Below are 21,155 nucleotides of genomic sequence, written 5' to 3'. Positions count from 1 at the left end.
GCCGGGGGTTGCTGGCTAGAGTGGGGGAATGAGCACCGAACCAGCGCCAACTCCTGCCATCGGGTCCCCTTCGCGCAGCGCGGACGGGCCCCTGCGCGCCGTCGTCACAGGCGCCAGCTCCGGGATCGGCGCCGCCACGGTGCGTGCGCTGCGCGCCGCCGGGTGGGACGTCACCGCCGCGGCCCGGCGGGCCGACCGGCTCGAACAGCTCGCGGCCGAGACGGGGGCACGGGCCGCCGTCGTCGACGTGACCGACCAGGACTCGGTCGACGCCCTGGTGCGTGAGGTGACCGCCGCCGGGGAGGTGAATGCGGTCATCAACAACGCCGGTGGTGCGTTCGGCATGGAAACAGTGGCCGAGGCACGCACCGCCGACTGGGAGTACATGTACAACGTGAACGTACTCGGGTCGATGCGCATCACCCGCGGGTTCCTTCCGGCGGTGCGCAGCAGCGGGCACGGCAGCTTCGTCTTCCTCACCTCCACCGCGGCCCTCGCCGCCTACGAGGGCGGGGCCGGCTACGTGGCTGCGAAGGCCGCCCAGCAGGCTGTGGCGCGCACCCTGCGCCTCGAGGAGGCCGCCAACAACGTGCGCGTCATCGAGGTGGCCCCCGGCATGGTCCACACCGAGGAGTTCTCCCTCAACCGCCTCGGCAGCTCCGCGGCCGCCGATAAGGTCTACGAGGGCGTCGCGAACCCGCTGAGCGCCGCCGACGTCGCCGACGCCATCGTGTACGCGCTGAACGCGCCGCTCCACGTCAACGTCGACACCCTGGTGCTCCGCCCCCTCGCCCAGGCCGCGAACCACAAGGTCATCCGCGCCACCTGAGGGGCACCAGTTCTGAGGGGCACCGTTTCTAAGGGGCACCGGTTCCCGGGGCTCCAGGCGCGTTTTCCGCGGCCCCGGCGGCGCCCCGGCGTAACCTTCGAACCGGCGCCCGGGCCCCTTTCGACACTCCCGTGCGCGGGCGGCTAGACTTTGGACCATAAGCGTCGAACCGGCAATCACCGGGGAGCTTCCGGAAGAACAGCACGGCGGACCCGCAGGGGCCGCACGGCCCAGTAGAACCGGACGGGTGGGCCCGTCACCGCCTGAAAATGAGTGGCAGCCCTGCGGGGCCGGCCTCCCCGCGGAGGCCCGGCACGCAGCGGCGGCAAGTGAGGTGGTACCGCGGGTTCCGCTCCCGGAGGCCGGCATCCCCGGCCTCCAGGTTCAGAGCACGTCCTCGCAGCAGGATAACCGCCCCTTGTTCTGTCTCCACCGTTGTTCAGGATGAATACATGCCGCAGATCTACCCCAAAGCCACCTCAGCCACCGACTCCGCCCCGGACGGTCAAGGCCAGCCCGAGGGCGCCGGCGCCTCGCCGCGCTTCCCGGAGATCGAAGAGCGGGTCCTGAAGTACTGGGACAAGGACGGGACCTTCCAGGCCTCGATCGACGCCCGCGACGCCGGCGAGAACGGCTCCAACGAATTCGTCTTCTACGACGGGCCTCCCTTCGCCAACGGACTGCCGCACTACGGCCACCTGCTGACCGGCTACGCCAAGGACCTCGTGGGCCGCTACCAGACCCAGCGCGGCCGCCGCGTCGAGCGGCGCTTCGGCTGGGACACCCACGGCCTGCCCGCCGAACTCGAGGCGATGAAGCAGCTGGGCATCACCGAGAAGCGCCAGATCGAGGCGATGGGCATCGATGCATTCAACGACGCCTCCCGCGCCTCGGTGATGAAGTACGCGGGGGAGTGGAAGGACTACGTCACCCGCCAGGCGCGCTGGGTCGACTTCGAGAACGACTACAAAACGCTCAACATCGAGTACATGGAGTCGGTCCTGTGGGCCTTCAAGACCCTTTACGACAAGGGCCTGCTCTACAACGGCTACCGGGTGCTTCCGTACTGCTGGAACGACGAGACCCCGCTGTCCAACCATGAGCTGCGCATGGACGACGACGTCTACCAGGACCGGCAGGACCAGACGGTCACCGTCACCTTCCCGATCCTCGCCGGCGACTCCGAACTCTCGAAGGAACTGGCCGGCACCGCCGCGCTCGCCTGGACCACCACGCCCTGGACCCTGCCCACCAACGCGGCGCTCGCCGTCGGGCCCGACATCCGGTACGCCGTCGTGCCCGACGCCAGGGAAGCCGCCGGCGGGTCCCCCGGCCGCTTCCTGATCGCCGAGGACCTCCTCGGCGCCTATGCCAAGGACCTCGGCTACCCCGACGCCGCCGCGGCCGCAGCGGCCGTCACCGCCATCTACGCCGGCACGCAGCTCGAGGGGCTCACCTACGAACCGCTCTGGGACTACCTCGCCGACCCCGAGGCCGGCGGCTACCGCAACGCCTTCCGCTTCCTCGTCGCCGACTACGTCACCACGACTGACGGCACCGGCATCGTCCACCAGGCCCCCGCCTACGGCGAGGAGGACCAGAAGATCTCCGAGGCCGCCGGCATCCAGGTGATCCTCTCGGTCGACTCCGGCGCCCGCTTCCTGCCCCTGTTCGGCACGGGCCCGCTTGCCGAGATCGCCGGACAGCACGTGTTCGCGGCGAACAAGCCCATCACCCGGGTGCTTCGGGAGCAGGGCCGCCTCGTCCGCCAGGCCAGCTACGTGCACAGCTACCCGCACTGCTGGCGCTGCCGCAACCCGCTGATCTACCGCGCCGTGTCCTCCTGGTTCGTCGAGGTCACCAAGGTCAAGGACCGCATGGTCGAGCTGAATAAGGAGATCAACTGGATCCCCGGCAGCGTCAAGGAGGGCCAGTTCGGCAAGTGGCTCGCCAACGCCCGCGACTGGTCGATCAGCCGCAACCGCTACTGGGGCAGCCCCATCCCGGTCTGGCAGTCCGACGACGCCACCTACCCCCGCACCGACGTCTACGGTTCCCTGGCCGAGATCGAGGCGGACTTCGGCCGGCTGCCCCTGAACAAAGACGGCAAGCCCGACCTGCACCGCCCGTTCATCGACGAGCTCACCCGGCCCAACCCGGACGATCCGCGCTCCCCGGAGGAGGGCGGGTCGACGATGCGCCGCGTCACCGACGTCCTGGACGTCTGGTTCGACTCCGGCTCGATGCCCTACGCGCAGGTCCACTACCCGATGGAGAACGCCGACTGGTTCGCCTCGCACAACCCGGGCGACTTCATCGTCGAGTACATCGGGCAGACCCGCGGCTGGTTCTACACCCTGCACGTCCTGGCCACGGCCCTGTTCGACCGCCCGGCGTTCCGCAATGTGATCAGCCACGGCATCGTGCTGGGCTCCGACGGGCAGAAGATGTCAAAGAGCCTGCAGAACTACCCGGATGTCTCCGAGGTCCTGGACCGCGACGGCTCCGACGCGATGCGCTGGTTCCTGATGTCCTCACCGATCCTGCGCGGCGGGAACCTCGTGGTTACCGAACAGGGCATCCGTGACGGCGTGCGCCAGGTCATCCTGCCGCTGTGGAACGTGTGGCACTTCTTCAGCCTCTACACCAACGCCGCCAACGGCGGTGCCGGCTACGAGGCACGCGCCGTCAGCGCCGAGGCCGCGGCGGGGCTGCGCGAACCGCTCGACCAGTACCTGCTGGCCAACACCGGCAACCTGGTGCGGGAGGTCACCGAGGCCCTCGACGCGTTCAACATCAGCGACGCCAGCGAGTCGCTGCGCCGCTACCTCGACACGCTGACCAACTGGTACGTCCGGCGCAGCCGGCAGCGGTTCTTCGACGAGGACACCGAGGCCTTCGACGTCCTCTACACCTGCCTCGAGGCCGTCTGCCGCGTCGCGGCCCCGCTGCTGCCCCTGATCTCCGAGGAGATCTGGCGCGGGCTCACCGGCGGACGCTCGGTGCACCTCACCGACTGGCCCTCGGCGTCGGAATTCCCCGGCGCCCCGGACCTGGTGGAGCGGATGGACCGCACCCGGCAGATCTGCTCGGCCGGCTCCAGCCTGCGCAAGGCCGCCAACCTGAGGGTCCGGCTGCCGCTCTCGGAACTGATCGTCGTTGCGCCCTCCGCGGAGGGCCTGAGGGGCCAGTTCACTTCGATCATCGCCGACGAACTGAACATCAAGTCGGTGCGCCTGATCGACGCCGACGACGCCTCGCCCGAGGAATTCGGCATCACCCAGCGCCTCGCCGTCAACGCGCGCGCCGCCGGGCCGCGCCTCGGGAAGAATGTCCAGACCGTCATTAAGGCCGCCAAGGCCGGCGACTGGTCCGTTGACGACGACGGCGCCGTCACCGCCGGCGGGGTGGCGCTGGAGCCGCAGGAGTACACGCTGGAGACCGTCGTCGAGAGCGCCGACTCCGACGAGAAGGCCGTCGCTGTGCTCCCCGGCGGCGGGTTCCTCGTCCTCAGCACCGCGGTCACGGACGAGCTGGCCGCCGAGGGCACCGCCCGCGACGCCATCCGGGCCATCCAGCAGGCCCGCCGCGACGCCGACCTGTCGATCAGCGACCGCATCACCGCGGTCGTCGAGACGGCTCCGGCCAGCGTCAAGGCCCTGCAGGACCACGCCCGGCTCATCCAGGACGAAACCCTGACCAACGAACTGATCGTGCGGGCCGGCAACGGCTCGGGCGAGGACTTCCGCGTCACCGTTGAAAGGCACAAGTGAACCCGAACGACGAAGCGCCCCTTGACCAGTTCTCCGTCGAAAGCGTCTACGCCGAGCTGCTGAGCCGCGCCCCCGAGAACAAGATGGAGCCGCGCATGGCTCCGATGTTCCGGGCCATGGACATCCTGGGGGAACCCAACAAGGCGTTCCCGATCATCCACATCACCGGGACGAACGGGAAGACCTCGACGGCGCGGATGATCGAGTCGCTGCTGCTGGCCCACGACCTGCGCACCGGGCGCTACACCAGCCCGCACCTGTCCAAGGTGACCGAACGGATCAGCATCGACGGGGAGCCCGTGCCCGACGAGACGTTCGTGCGGGTCTGGGACGAGATCCGCCCCTACCTCGACATCGTCGACGCCGAACTCGAGGCCGCCGGCGAGCCGCGGCTCACCTACTTCGAATGCGTCACGGTGCTCGCCTTCGCCGTCTTCGCCGACGAGCCCGTGGACGTCGCCGTCATCGAGGTGGGACTGGGCGGGATCACTGACGCCACCAACGTCGGCGACGGCGCAGTCTCGGTGGTCACCCCCATCTCCCTTGACCACACCGACCTGCTCGGGGACACCGTGGAGGACATCGCCTACGAGAAGGCGGGCATCATCAAGCCCGGCGGGTTCCTCGTCAGCGCCGCCCAGCCCCGCGACGCCGCCCAGGTGCTCCTGGAGAAGGCCCGCGAGACCGGGGTGGAGTTCCGCTTCGAGGGTGTCGAATTCTCGGTCGACTCCCGCAGCGTGGGCGTCGGCGGGCAGGTCGTCTCCATCACCGGCATCGCCGGACGCCGGTACGAGGAACTGCTCGTCCCGCTCCACGGCGAGCACCAGGCGCAGAACGCCGCCGTCGCCGTCGCGGCCGTCGAGGCGTTCCTGGGCGGGGGAGCCCGCCAGCTTGAGCCCGACGTCGTGCGTGCCGGGCTGCGGGCCGTGACCTCTCCGGGCCGGCTCGAGGTGGTCCGCACCGCCCCGAGCATCCTCGTGGACGCGGCCCACAACGCCGACGGGGCGCGGGCCGCCGCCCGCGGCATCGCCGAGGCCTTCCAGTTTCCCCGCATCGTGCTGGTCATCGGGGTCCTCCAGGACAAGGACGCCGCGGCCATCCTGGCCGAACTCCACGAGGAGCTGGCCGGGGTGCTTGAGGACGTCGTCCTGACCCAGTCCACCTCGCCGCGCGCGATTCCCGCCGCCGACCTGCTCCCCGACGCCCTGGCGGCCGGCTTCGCCGAGGAGAACATCCACATCGCCGAGCGCCTCGACGACGCCCTCGAATGGGCGGTGATGAAGTCCGAGGAATCCGGCGACCTCGCCGGCGGCATCCTCATCACGGGCTCCATCACCGTCGTGGGCGAGGCCCGGACCCTCCTAGGAAAGTAGGACCATGGCCCGCCTGACCAAGGCCCAGCGCGAGTGGCGTCCGGGAATGCCCAAGAAGCGCCGCTCGATCAAGATCATGTTCGCCTCGACGGTGCTGCTGCTCGAGGCGTTCGTGGTGTTCTTCGGGACCCTCGTCGTCTTCGGCCTGCGCCGCGACGAGATCAACCCGGCCCTCATCCTGGGCTCTGGAGTGGTGCTGAGCCTGCTGCTCGTGTTCACCTGCGCGGTGCTGACCCGCCCGTGGGGCATCGCCGTCGGCTGGGTCCTCCAGCTCACCATCATCGCCACCGGGTTCCTCGAGCCCACCATGTTCCTCGTCGGAATCGCCTTCGCCCTCACCTGGCTCTACGGGATCCGCACCGGCAGGAGGCTGGACCGCGAGAACGCCGAGCGTGACCGCGCCCAGGCCGAGTGGGAGAAGGAGCACCCGGAGGCGGCCGCCGGATAGGCAGCACCCTGCCCGTCTTTAGTAGAGTTCAAGACGGAGCACTTCGATTCCTTTTTCCCACGAACCACTGGAGGACCGCGTGAGCACTGAACGCACCCTTGTACTGATCAAGCCCGACGGCGTCGCGCGGAACCTGACCGGCACCATCCTCGGCCGGATCGAGACCAAGGGCTACACCCTCGTGGACCTGAAACTGATGTCTGCCACGCGCGAACTTCTCGAGGAGCACTACGCCGAACACGTGGGCAAGCCCTTCTACGAGGCGCTCGTCGAGTTCATGCTCAGCGGCCCGATCGTCGCCGCCGTCTTTGAGGGCCAGCGGGTCATCGAAGGGTTCCGTTCGCTCGCCGGGTCCACGGAGCCGACGGCGGCGGCCCCGGGCACCATCCGCGGCGACTTCGGCCGCGACTGGGGGCTGAAGGTGCAGCAGAACCTCGTCCACGGGTCCGACTCGGCCGAGTCGGCCGTCCGGGAAATAGGCATCTGGTTCTCAGCGTCCTGATCCCGCTCCACCGGACTCCCCGGGAAGGGTGAGTGCATGACTGAATACCGACGGCTCGGGTCTTCCGGCCTGAGTGTCTCAACCGTGGGGCTCGGCTGCAACAATCTCGGTCGCCCGGGCACCGCCACGGAAACCCAGCAGGGGACCGACGCCGTCGTCCACGCGGCCATCGATGCCGGGATCACCCTGTTCGACGTCGCCGACATCTACGGCGGGCACCCGGGCCTGAGCGAGGAAATGCTCGGTAAGGCCCTCGGGAAGCGCCGGGACGACGTCGTGCTGGCCACGAAGTTCGGCGCGGACATGCGCGGCGCCAACGGACCCGACTGGGGTGCGCGCGGCTCCCGTCGGTACATCCTGCGCGCCGTCGAGTCGTCCCTGAAGCGGTTGGGCACCGACTGGATCGACCTCTACCAGTTCCACGTGCCCGATGCGGGGACGCCCATCGAGGAAACACTGTCGGCGCTGGATACCCTCGTGAGCGACGGAAAGGTCCGCTACCTCGGGCACTCGAACCGGGCGGGCTGGCAGATCGCCGAGGCCGAGTTCACGGCGCGGCTTGAGGGGCTCACCCCCTTCGTTTCGGCCCAGAACGCGTACAGCCTGCTCGATCGGGAGGCCGAGAAGGAAGTGATCCCTGCCTCCGCCGCGTACGGGCTGGGGCTGCTTCCGTACTTCCCGCTCGCCAACGGGCTGCTGACCGGCAAGTATTCCTCCGGGAAGGCGCCCGAGGGCAGTCGGCTGACCCGGGTCCGCACGCACCTGCTCGAGCAGGCCGATCGAGAGCAGCTCGCGGCCTTCGGTGCCTTTGCGGCGGCCCGCGGGCTGACCGAGGTGCAGGTGGCCTTTTCCTGGCTTGCGGCCCAGCCGACGGTGTCGAGCATCATCGCCGGGGCCACGACTCCGGAGCAGGTGGCCCAGAACGCCGCGGCCGCCACCTGGACGCCGTCGCCGTCGGACCTCGAGGAGCTGGACCGGATCTTCCCGCGAGGCTGAGGTAAGCCGTCGGGCGTCCGTGTCACTGGCTGCGCGGCCGAATGCGACAGCGGTGCCCGAATGTGACGGCCGCACCCGAAAACGACGAACGCACCCGAAAACGACGAACGGACCCGATTTATCGGGTGCGTTCGTCGTTTTGAGGCCCGTGCGTCGTCATGTGGCTTGCCCGTCGGCGTCCGCACCCCGGCCTTGCGCCTGAAAGCGACGGCTGCATCCAAGAACGACGGCGGTGCCTGAAGACGACGGTGGGGCCAGAAAGCGACAATGGGACCCGATTTTGCGGGTATTTTCGTCGCTTTCTGGCTCGGTGACCGATGTGCGGTGTGTTCGTCGCTATCAGGCCCGCCCGTCGACGTCTGTCCCCGGTCTCCTACCTCGGGCGGCCGCGGTGTCAGGAAGCGACGGCTGCACCCGAAAACGACGAACGCACCCGATATATCGGGTGCGTTCGTCGCTATCGGGTGCGTGTGTCGTTATGTGGCGCGTTTGTCGTAATCGGGGGCGGTCTAGCGGAACGTCCGGCCGCGGACCCGCTCGGAGGCCCCCGTGCGGTCGAGGTACGGCGTGATGCCGCCAAGGTGCATCGGCCAGCCGGCGCCCATGATGACGCACAGGTCGATGTCCTCCGGGGCGGCGACGACGCCCTCGTCGAGCATCCTGCCGATCTCGTCAGCGAGGGCGTCCTGCGTGCGCCGCAGGATCTCCTCACTCGACGACGGCGAGGAACCGCGCTCCATCAGGGCCAGGGTGGACTCGGGCACCGTTTCCCGGCCCGACTCGTCCCGAACCCACAGCCCCTTGATGCCGGCGTCGATCAGCTTCTGCTGGTTCGCCGAGACGTGGAACCGGTCGCCGAAGGCCGCGTGCAGCGACTCCTGGACGTGCTGGCCCACCGGCAGGCCCACGAGGGCCAGCAGCCGGAACGGCGTCATCGGCAGGCCCATGGGCCGCAGCGCGTTGTCGGCGGTCTCGGCGTCGGTGCCCTCGTCGAACACCTTGGTGATCTCGCCGAACATACGCCCCAGGATCCGGTTGACGACGAACGCCGGGGCGTCCTGGACCAGGACGGCGTTCTTCTTCAGCTGCTTGGCCAGAGCGAAGGCGGTGGCAAGCACGGCGTCGTCGGTCTTGGGGGCCCTCACGATCTCCAGCAGCGGCATCGCGGCCACGGGGTTGAAGAAGTGGAAGCCGACGACCCGCTCGGGGTGGGCCAGGTCGGTGGCCATGTCGGTGACCGACAGGGAGGAGGTGTTCGTGGCGAGGATGCACTCGGGGGATACGACGGCCTCGACCTCAGCGAAGACCTGCTTCTTGACGCCCATTTCCTCGAAGACCGCCTCGATCACGAAGTCGGCGTCCGCGAAGGCCTCCTTGGAGACCGATCCGGAGACCAGCGCCTTCGTACGGTTGGCAGCATCCTGCGAGAGCTTCTTTTTGCCCAGCAGCTTGTCGACCTCGGCGTGGACGTAGGCGACGCCCTTGTCGACGCGGGCCTGGTCGATGTCGGTCAGGACCACCGGCACCTTCAGCTGGCGGGCGAAGAGCAGCACCAGCTGGCTGGCCATCAGGCCGGCCCCGACGACGCCGACCTTCGTCACCGGCCGGGCGAGCTTCGCATCCGGTGCCCCGGCGGGCCGCTTGGCGCGCTTCTGCACCAGCTCGAGGAACGCGTACACGGTCGCGTGGAACTCGGGGGTCTGCATGAGCTCGGCCAGCGCGATGCATTCGGCCTCGGCGGACTGCTCACGGGTCAGCGTCTTGCCCGCCTCGAACAGGTCGAGGACCCGCGATGGGGCCGGCGCGGCGTTGCCGGTGCGGGCCTGGATGAAGGCCCGTCCCGCGGCGGCGGCGGCATCCCAGTCGGCGTCGCTGTAGGCGGTGAAGCCCGCACGGCGCGCCTCGACGGCCTGCACAGTGGCGGGATCGCCGGCGACGACGCGGGCGGCCCAGGCCAGGGACTGCTCGAGGAAGTCCGCGGGTTCGAAGAGCGCGTCGGCGATGCCGATCCCGTAGGCGGCGGAGCCGTCGAGCATCCGGTTGTTGCTCAGCGGGTTCTCGATCATCACCTTGACCGCGGAGGCTGGCCCGACCAGGCGCGGCAGCCGGTACACCCCGCCCCAGCCGGGGACCAGGCCGATGAACGCTTCGGGCAGGCCGAGTCCGTTGGCTCCGGTGGAGACGGTGCGGTAATCCGCGGCGAGGGCGATTTCGAGGCCGCCGCCGAGGGCCACCCCGTTGATGAAGGCGAAGCTGGGGACCCCGAGGGAGCCGAGCAGGTCGTAGGCCGCGTGGCCCAGCTCGGCCATCGCCCGGCCGTGCTTTTCGGCCTTGAGGGACTTCACCGTCGAGAGGTCGGCGCCTGCGACGAGGAAGTAGGGCTTGCCGGTGATGGCGACAGCGGCGATCTCCCCGCGGCTGCTGCGCTCCTTGAGGCCCTCGAGGGTGCGGCCGAACTCGATCAGGGTGTTCGGGCCAAGGGTGGTCGGCTTGGTGTGGTCCTTGCCGTTGTCGAGGGTGATGAGCGCCAGGGTGCCGGCTCCGCCGGGCAGGGCGACGTCCTGAACCAGGGAGTGGGTGACGATCTCGTTGGGCACCAGCCCGGCAAGTTCCTCAAAGCGTTCGAAGCTCATGCTGCGTCCTGTCCGTAGTCGGCGTGGTGGGGGTTTTCCCAGATGACGGTGGCGCCCATTCCGAGGCCGATGCACATGGTGGTCATGCCGTAGCGCACCGAGGGGTCCTCCTCGAACTGGCGGGCGAGCTGGGTCATCAGCCGGACGCCGGAGGAGGCGAGGGGGTGCCCGACGGCGATGGCGCCGCCGTAGCGGTTGACGCGCGGGTCGTCGTCGGCGATGCCGAAGTGGTCCAGGAAGGAGAGCACCTGCACAGCGAAGGCCTCGTTGATCTCGAACAAGCCGATGTCCTCGATGCCGAGGCCCGCCTGGCGCAGGGCCTTCTCGGTGGCGGGGACCGGGCCGATGCCCATCACCTCGGGCTCGACGCCGGCGAAGGCGTAGGCCACCAGCAGCATGCGCACCGGCAGGCCGAGCTCGGCGGCACTGTCGGCGGAGGCCAGCAGCGCGGCGGTCGCGCCGTCGTTGAGGCCCGCGGCGTTCCCGGCCGTGACCCGGCCGTGCGGGCGGAAGGGGGTGCGCAGCTGGGCGAGGTCCTCCACCGTGGTGCCGGGCCGCGGCGGCTCATCGACGCTGTGGAGGGTCCAGCCTTCGCCGGGCTTCCGGCCCGCGACGGGCACCAGGTCCGGCTGGATCCGGTTCTCCGCGTAGGCGGCGGCGAGCTTGGCCTGGCTGCGGACGGCGTAGGCGTCGGTGCGGTCCTTGGTGATGGCGGGGAAGCGGTCGTGGAGGTTCTCGGCGGTGTTGCCCATGTTCAGGGCCGCCGGATCCACGAGCCGCTCCGACAGAAACCGCGGGTTCGGGTCGGCGCCCTCGCCCATCGGGTGGTTGCCCATGTGTTCAACGCCGCCGGCGATCGCGACGTCGTAGGCGCCGAAGGCGATGCCGGAGGCAGTGGTGGTCACGGCGGTCAGGGCGCCGGCGCACATCCGGTCGATGGCGAAGCCCGGCACGGTGCGGGGCAGCCCGGCGAGCAGGGCTGCGGTGCGGCCGATGGTGAGTCCCTGGTCCCCGGTCTGGGTGGTGGCGGCGATCGCGACGTCGTCGATCCGCTCGGGGGGCAGGGAGGGATTGCGGCGCAACAGGTCCCGGATGCACTTGACCACCAGGTCATCGGCCCGCATCCCGGCATAGATCCCCTTGTCGCCGGCCTTGCCGAACGGGGTCCGTACGCCGTCGACGAAGACGACGTCCCGCACGCTGCGGGCAGCGGCACGGGCAGGGGTGGTTGCTGCTGGTTGGCTCACACTGTGCTCCTCTTTGAGATGTTGATCCGACCTCATGTTACTCATCAGTAACTTAGCGGTGCAAGCGGAGCCGAAACCTTCGCTACCCGGCGGCCTCAACCGGGCCAGCGTCGGGCGCCGCCTTCGGCGTCGAGGCCTTGATGGGAAGCGGGTCGGGCTCCAGGAAGGCCACGGTGATGACCGCCGCAACGCGGTCGATCTGCCAGCGCCGGGCACCCAATTCCGCAAGGGCGGCGCTGATGGTCTCCAGGGTGATCTCGGCGGGCGGACGCCAGGCGATCCGGCGCAGGAAGTCCGGCGTCAGGAGGTTCTCCACCGGCATGTCGAGCTTCTCGGCCTGCGCCGCGATCCGCGGGCGGGCGGTGATGAGCCGGGCGGCCGCCTCGGGATCCTTTTCGGCCCAGACGCGCGGCGGCGGGGGAGTGTTGCTGGAGATGTGAAGGGGTGGGAGGTCCTTGGCCCGGCGCGCGTCGTTGATGCACCGCATCCAGCGGGGTGCTTCCTTCTGGGCGGCGCGGCCGTGGAAGCCCTTGGTGGACAGCAGTTGCGGCACCGTGGCGGGCATCGCCTTGGCCGCGGCGACGATTGCGGAATCCGGGATCAGCCGGCCCGGTGCGACGTCGCGCCGTTGGGCCAGTTCCTCGCGTTCGGTCCACATCCGCCGGACCGCCTCGAGCTGGCGGCGGTCGCGGATCTGGTGGAGCCCCGACGTGCGGCGCCAGGGGTCGGTCTTGGGTTCGGCCGGCGGAGCCGAGCGGATGTGCTCGAACTCCTCCTCGGCGATCTCAAGCTTCCCCTGCCCGTCCAGCAGTGCGGCGAGCTTGCCGCGCAGTTCGCTGAGCACCTCGACGTCGAGGGCGGCGTACCGCAGCCACGGTTCGGGCAGCGGGCGGGTGGACCAGTCGGCCGCAGAGTGTTCCTTGGCGAGGGTGAAGCCCAGCTGGGACTCGATCACCGCGGCGAGCCCGACGCGCGGGAGCCCGGCCAGCCGTGCGGCCAGTTCGGTGTCGAAGAGGCGGTCGGGCCACATGCCGAGGTCCGAGAGGCAGGGAAGGTCCTGGCTTGCGGCGTGAAGGATCCACTCGACGCCCTCGAGGGCGTCGTCGATAATTTTCAGGTCTCCGAAGGGCTCCGGGTCGATGAGCCAGGTGCCGGCTCCCTCCCTGCGGATCTGCACGAGGAAGGCCCGCTGGCCGTACCGGAAGCCGGAAGCACGCTCGGCGTCCACGGCGGCCGGGCCGGTGCCCGCGGCCAGGGCGGCGGCGGCCCGTTCGAGCCCGGCGGGAGTGTCGATGACGAAGGGAACGCCGTCGCGCGGTTCCGTCAGCAGCGGCAGGTCCCCGGCCTCAGGTTCCGTGCCGTTCTCGGGCGTCTCGGTGGGCGGGGCGGCGTCGGCGGGCAGGTCCTGCCGATCGGAATTCTCAAAGCTCATGGTTGTTCCAGTCTATCGGTCGGCCGGACGGGCCTAGCTGCGCCGGTGCGGCAGGGACAGGACGCCCTCGGGGAGGGGCGGCAGCCCCGCGAAGGTGCACACCATGTCGGACCACGCCTCGAGGTGCCGTCGGATCTCCGCGCTGTCCGGTGTCCAGGAGGCCCGCAGCTCGATGTCGATGGTGTCCGGCCGGTCCTCGAGCGTTCCGTAGCTCTCGGAGAGGATGCGGGTCGCCGTCCCGCCGGCGTTGTGGTGGGCGGCCCCGTGGTTTTCGAGCGCCTCCGCGAGCCAGGTCCAGGCCACCGAGCCGAGCAGCGTGTCGTTGCCCATGTCCGGTTCGAGCTGGGCGCGGATGTAGGTGACCACCCGGAACTTGCCGTCCCACACCGCCGAGCCCTGCGGATCGTACAGCAGGATGAACCGCCCGGTGGCGAGCTCCACCGGTTCCTGCGGGAGCAGTTCCGCGCCGGCGGGCCCGTGGACCGGACGCCGCGCCGGCTGGGCCGGCTGGTACACCTCCGCGCCGAGGGCGACCGCGAACGGTGCAAGGCGCGAGGGGGCAGGAATCTCCTCGAGGCGCAGCTCGGTGCGGCAGCGGGCCTCCTTGAGACCGGCAAGAGCCGTTCGGAATTCGTCGGGTGCCTGCGACAGGCCGCCAAGTGCGCTCACCCCCGCAGGCTATGCCATCATGTGCGGCGTGTCGCGGGGGGACTCGCCGCGGTTACCTTTTCGTAACCATAGGCAATGAGCGCCTACGCGCCGACTTCGCGCGCGATGGCCGCCGCGAACGCGTCGACGTCCTCCTCGGTGGTGTCGAACGAGCACATCCACCGCACCTCGCCGGTCGCCTGGTCCCAGTCGTAAAAGCGGAACTGCTTCCGGATGCGGTCGGCGGCTGCCGGGTCGAGGATGGCGAAAACGGCGTTCGCCCGGGTCTCCTGGGTGAGCCGGACGCCGTCGATGCCGCGCACCGCCTCGGTCAGCCGTGCGGCCATGGCGTTCGCGTGGGACGCCGAGCGCAGCCACAGGCCGTCTTCGAGCAGGGCGATGAGCTGGGCCGAGACGAAGCGCATCTTCGAGGCGAGCTGCATGTTCATCTTGCGCAGGTATTCAAGCCCCGTCGACGCGGCGGGGTTGAGCACGACGACGCATTCGCCGAACATCAGCCCGTTCTTGGTGCCGCCGAAGGAGAGGATGTCGACGCCGGCGTCGCGGGTGAAGGCCCGCAGCGGCAGGCCCAGCGCCGCGGCGGCGTTGGCCAGCCGGGCTCCGTCCATGTGCAGGTGCATCCCGCGGTCGTGGCAGTGGTCGGCGATGGCCCGGATCTCTTCGACCGTGTAGAGCGTGCCGAGTTCGGTGGTCTGGGTGATCGAGACGGCCAGCGGCTGGGCCCGGTGGGCGTCCCCCCAGCCCCAGGCCTCGCGGTCGATCAGCTCGGGGGTGAGCTTGCCGTCCGGGGTGGGAACCGTCAGGAGCTTTATGCCGCCGACGCGCTCGGGCGCGGCGTTCTCGTCGACATTGATGTGGGCGGTGGCCGCGCAGATGACGGCGCCCCAGCGGGGCAGGATCGACTGGAGCGACAGGACGTTCGCGCCGGTGCCGTTGAACACGGGGAAGGCCTCGATGCCCTCGCCGAAGTGCTCCTCGAGGAGTTCCTTGAGCCGGGCGGTGTAGACGTCATCGCCGTAGGCCACCTGGTGGCCGCCGTTGGCCGCCGCGATGGCGGCGAGCACCTCGGGGTGGATCCCCGAGTAGTTGTCGGAGGCGAAGCCGCGCTCGTTGATGTCGTGCAGCGGGCGGAAGGTCGAAAGAGTCTCAGTCACTGTCCTATTATCCCCTAGCGGCGCTCAGCCGTCGGCCCTGGCCAGCAGGTCTGCCGGTGTGGTGCGCTGCCCGTTGATGTCGGCGGCGGGCGCGTCGAAAAGTGCAGCGGCGGCCCGGGCGAGGTCGTCGACGTGGGTGTAGCCCGGGAAGCGCCGCTCGGGCTGCGCTTCCCGCATGGCGTCGTCGAGCAGCGCCTTGACGACCAGCGCGGTCGACGCCGCCGCGGACCCGTCGCGGGTGAAGCCGTCGGCGACGGCGCGCAGCCAGGTTTCCACCGAGGCCTTCACGGCGGCGTAGGAGGCGCTGCCCGCGGTGGGGGAGTCGACGGCGGTGGCCGAGACGGCGGCGAGGCGGCCCCGGGGTGAGCGCGCGAGCTGGTCGTAGAAGGCGCGGCTCGTGTTGAACAGGGTGCGGAAGACCGAGTCGTGCAGGAAGGCGTAGTCCTCGTCCGACTGGGTGGTGATGCCCTTGGCGCCGCGCCAGCCGCCGACGAGGTGGATCAGCCCGTCGGCGCCGCCGGTGTCCGCCTCGACCGCGGACGCGAGGGCGTTCACGGCGGCGGCGTCGGTCAGGTCGCACACCCGCTGATCGACGCCGTCAAGGTGTCCGAGGGCGTCCTGGAGCCGGCCGGGGTGGGAGCCGACGGCGATCACGCGCGCGCCGCGGGCGGTGAGCTCCCGGGTCACGGCCACGCCCGAGGCGCTCGTTGCCCCGGCGACGACGACCGTGAGGCCGGCGGGCGCGGGTGCGCCCGCCGGCGAAACGGCGTCCGTCACGCCGATGCTCCGGTGATTCCGGCCGTCGACTCGATGACCGGCTTCATCTTGCGGTCGAGGGCTTCGAAGAACATCGACAGCGGGAACTCGTCGTCGAGCACGGCATCGGTCAGGCCGCGCGGCGGGCCGCTGAGCGGAAGGGCGTCGGGTCCCTTGGCCCAGACCGAGGCCGGGTGGGGCGTGACGGTCTTGGAGACCAGCTCGTAGGCGGCGAGCCAGTGTGCGATCTTGGGGCGGTCGATCGAGCGCCAGTACAGCTGCTCGATCTCCTCGCCCAGGGCCACGACGACGTCGGCGACTTCGTCCCAGTCGATGGTGAGCTTGGTGTCGGTCCAGTGGAGGACGCGGTGCTGGTGCATCCAGGCGAAGAGCAGCTGGCCGCCGAGGCCGTCGTAGTTGCGCACGCGGGAGCCGGTGATGGCGAAGCGGAAGATCCGGTCGAAGATCACCGCGTACTGCACCAGGCGGGCGTGGCGGCGGGTCTCGGGCGAGGCCTCCTCGTCCTTCGCGATGCGCACCGATTCGCGGAACGCGGTCAGGTCGCAGCGCAGCTCCTCGAGGGAGTACAGGAAGAAGGGCATGCGCTGCTTGATCATGAACGGGTCGAACGGCAGGTCACCGCGCATGTGGGTGCGGTCGTGGATCAGGTCCCACATCACGAAGGTTTCCTCGGCCAGCTTCTGGTCGGCCAGGAGTTCGCGGGCCTCCGCGGGCAGGTCGAGGCGGGTGATGTCGGCTGCGGCCTCCACCACGCGGCGGAAGCGGGCGGCCTCACGGTCGGCGAAGATCGCACCCCAGGTGAAGGTGGGGGTTTCGCGGACGGCGACGGTCTCGGGGAAGAGGACGGCGGAGTTGGTGTTGTAGCCCTCGGTGAAGTCGATGAAGCGGATGGGCACGAACAGCCCGTTGGAGTAGTCGCCGGCCTCGAGGTCGGCGATGAACTCGGGCCAGATCACTTCGATCAGCACGGCCTCCACGAGGCGGTTGCTGCTGCCGTTCTGGGTGTACATGGGGAAGAGGACCAGGTGCGCCAGGCCGTCCACGCGGTGCTGCTGCGGCTGGAAGGCCAGCAGTGAGTCGAGAAAGTCGGGGACGCCGAAGCCGGACTCCGCCCAGGCCTCCAGGTCCTTTACCAGGGCGGTGTGGTAGGCGGCGTCGTGCGGGAAGGCGGGGGCGAGTTCGGTGACCGCCTCGATGATCGTTGCGTTGAACTCGGCGGCCTTCGGGCGGTCGGCGGGTTCAGGGACCGATCCGTCCTTGATCTGCAGTTGCTGCAGGGCGCCGGCCGCCGCCTTCAGGCGGAGCCAGGCGGGGTGCTCCGCAAGGGTGGTGGAGCCGAGTGGTGAGGATGCCAGAGTGGTCATGGATGGCTGCTTTCGGAGCGGGCCCCGGCGGGCGGGGCGGTGGATCGGATGCTGATGCGAGCCTAGCAACAAAAAAGCATTGCTTACTCCAAGCAAGCCGTCCAATTAGACACTCTTATGCTGGCGATGCGCCGCCGCGGCCCGAGACCAAGAGGACCTGCGGCTGCCCGCACAAGGCGGCAACCGCAGGTCCTGTTAGCTGTCTCCGGTGGCCAGGCCCGCCCGCCTACTCGGCCGGAACGAGCTTCATGGAGATGGAGTTGATGCAGTACCGCTGGTCGGTCGGGGTCGAGAAACCTTCGCCTTCGAAGACGTGGCCCAGATGAGAATCGCACCGGGCGCAGCGCACCTCGATGCGTTCCATGCCAAGGGTCCGGTCGTGGATGTAGCGGACCTTGTCCTCGGCAAGCGGGGCCCAGAAGGAGGGCCAGCCGCACTGGGAGTCGAACTTCTCGTTGCTGGTGAAGAGTTCCTGGCCGCAGGCCCGGCACTGGTAGACCCCGGCGGTGTAGGAATCGGTGTATTCCCCGGTCCAGGGGCGTTCGGTCCCGGCCTTCCGCAGCACCTGGAACTCCTCGGGGGTCAGTTCCTGGCGCCACTCGTCATCGGTCTTGAAGATTTCGGGCTGAGCGGCGTTTTCTGATGTGGTCATACCTTTGGCAACGATTATGAGTCGCCAATAAATCCCGAGCCGGAATAGAGGTGCAGCACAGGGATCCCCAGGTGGCTCTGCGCACGGTTGGCCCAGTCGGTGTGGAGGGTGTCCGCCACGGCGTGCGGGCGGGTGATCACCACGGCCTGCGCGGCGCCCTCGTCGGCCGCGGCCCGCACGAATTCCTCGACGGCGTTGTCCCCGACGGTGTAGCCCCGTGCCCTCAAACCCGACGCCGCCGCCGTCCGCAGGGAGGCCTCCAGCGCGTCGGCGGCGGTGTGCTCCGGCCGGTGGCCGGAATCACTGCCTGCAACGTCCCGGAACGCCTGGGCGAACTCAAGCATGCTCAGGTGGTGGAAGAACTCGCCGAGCATGCTCTTGTTCCGGTCCGCCGGAACGAGAATGATGAATTCGGCCTCCTCCTCGCCCTGCAGTGTCCTCAGGTTCGCCACATCCGCGTCCTGCAGGGCTTCCTCGGTCAGCACCAGAATGGTTTGAGTCATACCGCCAACAGTAGACCCGGCCCGCCGGGTGCGGGAGGACCGCGGGACGGACCCTGTCCGGCGCCCCGGCGGCGGCGGCGCGCGGAGCGGCCGGACGCACCGGCTTCGACGAAATTGCCCGCTGGACGCCGGAACAGGTGAGAATGGCCGTATGGCATTCCCACCAGCATCACAGGCCACCGCCTCCGCCCCCGCCCCCTGGGTGAAATGGACGGCGTTCGGGATCGGCGTGGGTGCTCTCCTGACGTCGTCGGCGGCCACGGCCGCATCGGCGCTCGCCGCGTACTTCGCGCGCCGGGTCGTGACGCCGGCCCGCACGCGCGAGGAGAACCTGGAGATCCTCGCCGTCACCGGCGCCGGGCAGGACCAGCGGGTGATCCTGCCGGCCAACGAGGACACCACGGTCGAGGGCACCTACAGCCTCTACTTCAACCGGGGGGCCGGCCACGCCCGGATCGGCGCCATCCGCTCCTACAGCCCCCGCGAGGGAACCGTTGAGCGCGACGTCGAGGAGGTGTACGCAGGGGACCTGCGCACCGCCCGGCGCGGCTGGTGGAGCGGGAGCGTCTACCCGACGCCGTCGGGCCTGGGGTTCGCCGACGAGGAGGTCCAGGTGCCGGTGGACGGCGGGTCGGCGCCGGCGTGGCTGATCCGCGCCGAGGCGCCGGCCGAGACCTGGGCGATCATGATCCATGGCAGGGGCGCCCAGCGCACCGAGGCACTGCGGGCGGTGCGCACTGCGCGCAGCGTGGGCCTGACCAGCCTCGTCATCTCCTACCGAAACGACGGCGACGCGCCGTTCGCCCCGGACGGGCGCTACGGCCTCGGCGCGACCGAGTGGCGCGATGTCGAGGCGGCCATCGACTACGCCATCGCCTCCGGCGCCCAGGAGGTGGTGTTGTTCGGCTGGTCGATGGGAGGCGCCATCGCCCTGCAGACCGCGGACCTCTCCCGCCACCGCCGGCGCATCGGCGCGCTGGTGCTCGACGGCCCGGTGGTGAACTGGATCGAGGTGCTCGCCTACCACGCCCAGCTGAACCGGATCCCGGCCCCGGTGGGCCGGCTCGGCCAGTGGCTGCTGGCCAACGACGCCGCCAAGCGCATCACCGGCCTGGCCGCACCCCTCGACCTCAAGAGCATGGACTGGATCTCAAGGGCGGAGCAGCTGACCATCCCCACCCTCATCCTGCACAGCGAGGACGACGAGTTCGTTCCGGTCGCGCCCTCGGTCGAACTCGCCGAACGGAACCCGGCCTTCGTCACCTTTGAGCGGTTCCACCGGGCGCGCCACACCAAGGAGTGGAACGTCGATCCGGCCCGCTGGGAGGAGACGGTCTCACGCTGGCTGGACCGGGTGCTGCACCAGCGCACCCTGCCGGGCGGCAGGCACCCCGGGGCGGAGGCTAGGCCGCAGTCGCCCTGATCTGACGCTTGATCCGGCCCAGCATCGCGCTCATGCCGCGCATGCGCAGCGGCGTGATGGCCCGGGTCAGGCCCAGCCGGTCCGGCACGTCGTCCGGGACCGCAAGGATCTCCTCGGCAGGCAGCCCGTCGAGGCCCTCCATCAGGACTCCGGCGAAACCACGGGTCGTCGGAGCCTCCGGCGGAGCCGAGAAGAAGAGGTTCACCCGGCGCTCGGGCCCGTCGCCCACCTCAAGGGTGAGGAACACGGGGCTCTGGCACTCGACGACCTGCTCGAGCAGTTCGGGATGCTCCCGGAGTCGCTCGGGGAGCTCCGGAAGCTCCCGGGAGAAGTCGAGGAGCAGCTGAAGCCGGTCCGGTTCCGTCAGGTCCTGGAAGTCATCGATAATCTCGGCCAGCTGGGCCGGCAGGGCCGTGCTCATCGCCGGGCCTCCGCCGGACGAACCGGAGCCTCGCCGCGTTCGGGGCCGCGGACGATCGGCACACGCACCGCGTTGCCCCACTCGGTCCAGGACCCGTCGTAGTTGCGCACCCGGTCGAAGCCCAGCAGGTGGGTCAGGACGAACCACGTGTGGCTCGAGCGCTCACCGATGCGGCAGTACGCCACGACGTCGTCGCCGTCCTTTAGGCCCGCCTCGCCGCGGTAGATCGCGTCGAGCTCCTCCCGGCTGCGGAAGGTGCCGTCCTCGGCCGCAGCGCGGCCCCACGGGATGGACGCCGCCGTGGGGATGTGGCCGCCGCGCATGGCGCCCTCCTCCGGGTAGGCGGGCATGTGCGTGCGGGCACCGGTGTATTCCTCGGGGGAGCGGACGTCGATGAGCGGGTTGCCGAAGTGCTCAAGCACGTCCCCGAGGTAGGCGCGCACGCGGGGATCGTTTCGCTCGATCACCGGGTAGTCGCCGGGGCGGACCGCGGTGGCCTCCGTCGTCAGCGGCCGTCCCTCGGCGATCCACTTGTCGCGTCCGCCGTCGAGCAGCCGGACGTCCTCGTGGCCGAACAGTTCGAAGACCCAGAGGGCGTAGGCGGCCCACCAGTTGCTCTTGTCGCCGTAGATGACCACCGTGGTGTCGCGGGAGATGCCCTTGGCGGACATCACGCGGGCAAAGGCCTCACCGTCGACGAGGTCGCGGCGCACCTCGTCGTTGAGTTCGGTGTGCCAGTCGATCTTCACGGCCCCGGGGATGTGCCCGGTCTCGTACAGCAGGATGTCCTCGTCGGACTCAAGGACCACCAGCCCGTCCGTGCCGAGGTGGCCGGCGAGCCAGTCCGTCGAGACGAGCCGGCCGGGGTGGGCGTAGGCAGCGAACTTTTCGGACGAATCTGTTTCGAGCGGCATTAAATGGCTTTCTGCTGGGGGCGGCTTCTCTCTCTTAGCCTAACC

18 protein-coding genes are annotated in these 21,155 nt (G+C 69.8%); 7 read left to right on the top strand and 11 right to left on the bottom strand.

Going from position 1 to position 21,155, the window contains the following annotated elements:
* Window positions 1-28: 28 nt before the first annotated feature.
* The 6 genes from I6N91_RS03025 (at window position 29) to I6N91_RS03000 (ending at window position 7,921) form a co-directional block, all read left to right on the top strand.
* Entirely contained in the window at window positions 29-829 is an 801-nt protein-coding gene (locus tag I6N91_RS03025; protein WP_198810448.1) for an SDR family oxidoreductase, read from the top strand.
* Window positions 830-1,281: 452 nt separating this feature from the next.
* Window positions 1,282-4,602, top strand: coding sequence for an isoleucine--tRNA ligase (gene ileS / locus I6N91_RS03020; RefSeq protein ID WP_198810446.1), 3,321 nt, complete (start codon window positions 1,282-1,284; stop codon window positions 4,600-4,602).
* Window positions 4,599-5,975 carry a folylpolyglutamate synthase/dihydrofolate synthase family protein gene (locus I6N91_RS03015; protein WP_307843215.1) on the top strand — a complete coding sequence of 459 codons (1,377 nt, stop codon included), beginning with the start codon at window positions 4,599-4,601 and terminating at the stop codon, window positions 5,973-5,975. Before ileS ends, I6N91_RS03015 begins: the two co-directional genes overlap by 4 nt.
* A gap of 4 nt (window positions 5,976-5,979) precedes the next feature.
* Window positions 5,980-6,423, top strand: coding sequence for a DUF4233 domain-containing protein (locus tag I6N91_RS03010; protein WP_198810444.1), 444 nt, complete (start codon window positions 5,980-5,982; stop codon window positions 6,421-6,423).
* 79 nt (window positions 6,424-6,502) lie between these two features.
* The gene (gene ndk, locus I6N91_RS03005) at window positions 6,503-6,925 is read left to right on the top strand and encodes a nucleoside-diphosphate kinase (RefSeq protein ID WP_198810442.1); all 423 of its coding nucleotides are present in this window, start codon (window positions 6,503-6,505) and stop codon (window positions 6,923-6,925) included.
* 36 nt (window positions 6,926-6,961) lie between these two features.
* Window positions 6,962-7,921 carry an aldo/keto reductase gene (locus I6N91_RS03000; RefSeq protein WP_198810440.1) on the top strand — a complete coding sequence of 320 codons (960 nt, stop codon included), beginning with the start codon at window positions 6,962-6,964 and terminating at the stop codon, window positions 7,919-7,921.
* Between the two features lie 509 nt (window positions 7,922-8,430).
* Here I6N91_RS03000 and I6N91_RS02995 read toward each other — a convergent pair.
* The 9 genes from I6N91_RS02995 to I6N91_RS02955 all read right to left on the bottom strand — a co-directional run bounded on the left by I6N91_RS02995 (window position 8,431) and on the right by I6N91_RS02955 (window position 18,352).
* Window positions 8,431-10,554 (bottom strand): 3-hydroxyacyl-CoA dehydrogenase NAD-binding domain-containing protein, encoded by a 2,124-nt coding sequence (locus I6N91_RS02995; RefSeq protein WP_198810438.1) that lies wholly within the window; start codon window positions 10,552-10,554, stop codon window positions 8,431-8,433.
* Window positions 10,551-11,801: an acetyl-CoA C-acyltransferase gene (locus I6N91_RS02990; protein ID WP_307843214.1), complete on the bottom strand. Its 1,251-nt coding sequence runs from the start codon at window positions 11,799-11,801 to the stop codon at window positions 10,551-10,553. Before I6N91_RS02990 ends, I6N91_RS02995 begins: the two co-directional genes overlap by 4 nt.
* 82 nt (window positions 11,802-11,883) lie before the next feature.
* Window positions 11,884-13,233: an HRDC domain-containing protein gene (locus tag I6N91_RS02985; RefSeq protein ID WP_198810436.1), complete on the bottom strand. Its 1,350-nt coding sequence runs from the start codon at window positions 13,231-13,233 to the stop codon at window positions 11,884-11,886.
* Window positions 13,234-13,266: 33 nt separating this feature from the next.
* Window positions 13,267-13,902, bottom strand: coding sequence for a DUF3000 domain-containing protein (locus I6N91_RS02980; protein WP_120165399.1), 636 nt, complete (start codon window positions 13,900-13,902; stop codon window positions 13,267-13,269).
* Window positions 13,903-13,985: 83 nt separating this feature from the next.
* Complete coding sequence (locus I6N91_RS02975) at window positions 13,986-15,056, bottom strand: low specificity L-threonine aldolase (RefSeq protein ID WP_198810434.1); 1,071 nt, start codon at window positions 15,054-15,056, stop codon at window positions 13,986-13,988.
* 24 nt (window positions 15,057-15,080) lie between these two features.
* A complete protein-coding gene (locus I6N91_RS02970) occupies window positions 15,081-15,833 on the bottom strand; it encodes an SDR family oxidoreductase (protein ID WP_198810432.1) in 753 nt (250 codons plus the stop codon).
* Complete coding sequence (locus tag I6N91_RS02965) at window positions 15,830-17,197, bottom strand: DUF6421 family protein (protein WP_198810430.1); 1,368 nt, start codon at window positions 17,195-17,197, stop codon at window positions 15,830-15,832. Before I6N91_RS02965 ends, I6N91_RS02970 begins: the two co-directional genes overlap by 4 nt.
* A gap of 226 nt (window positions 17,198-17,423) precedes the next feature.
* On the bottom strand, window positions 17,424-17,849 hold the full coding sequence (gene msrB / locus I6N91_RS02960; RefSeq protein ID WP_198810428.1) for a peptide-methionine (R)-S-oxide reductase MsrB: 426 nt from the start codon (window positions 17,847-17,849) through the stop codon (window positions 17,424-17,426).
* 14 nt (window positions 17,850-17,863) lie between these two features.
* A complete protein-coding gene (locus I6N91_RS02955; protein ID WP_198810426.1) occupies window positions 17,864-18,352 on the bottom strand; it encodes a hypothetical protein in 489 nt (162 codons plus the stop codon).
* 151 nt (window positions 18,353-18,503) lie between these two features.
* On the opposite strand from I6N91_RS02955, the gene I6N91_RS02950 reads away from it, so the two are divergent.
* Window positions 18,504-19,775, top strand: coding sequence for a S9 family peptidase (locus tag I6N91_RS02950; RefSeq protein WP_198810424.1), 1,272 nt, complete (start codon window positions 18,504-18,506; stop codon window positions 19,773-19,775).
* Here the strand turns inward: I6N91_RS02950 and I6N91_RS02945 are convergent.
* Both I6N91_RS02945 and I6N91_RS02940 read right to left on the bottom strand, forming a co-directional pair.
* Window positions 19,756-20,196, bottom strand: a complete 441-nt coding sequence (locus tag I6N91_RS02945) for a SufE family protein (protein WP_198810422.1) — start codon at window positions 20,194-20,196, stop codon at window positions 19,756-19,758. The two genes, I6N91_RS02950 and I6N91_RS02945, sit on opposite strands and share 20 nt — an antisense overlap.
* A complete protein-coding gene (locus I6N91_RS02940; RefSeq protein WP_198810420.1) occupies window positions 20,193-21,110 on the bottom strand; it encodes a sulfurtransferase in 918 nt (305 codons plus the stop codon). The genes I6N91_RS02945 and I6N91_RS02940 overlap by 4 nt, the downstream gene beginning before the upstream one ends.
* Window positions 21,111-21,155: the final 45 nt, after the last annotated feature.

It is taken from the genome of Arthrobacter sp. MSA 4-2 (assembly GCF_016405885.1).
In the GTDB taxonomy this organism is placed as follows: domain Bacteria; phylum Actinomycetota; class Actinomycetes; order Actinomycetales; family Micrococcaceae; genus Arthrobacter_D.
This window is presented reverse-complemented; position numbering and strand designations above follow the sequence as displayed.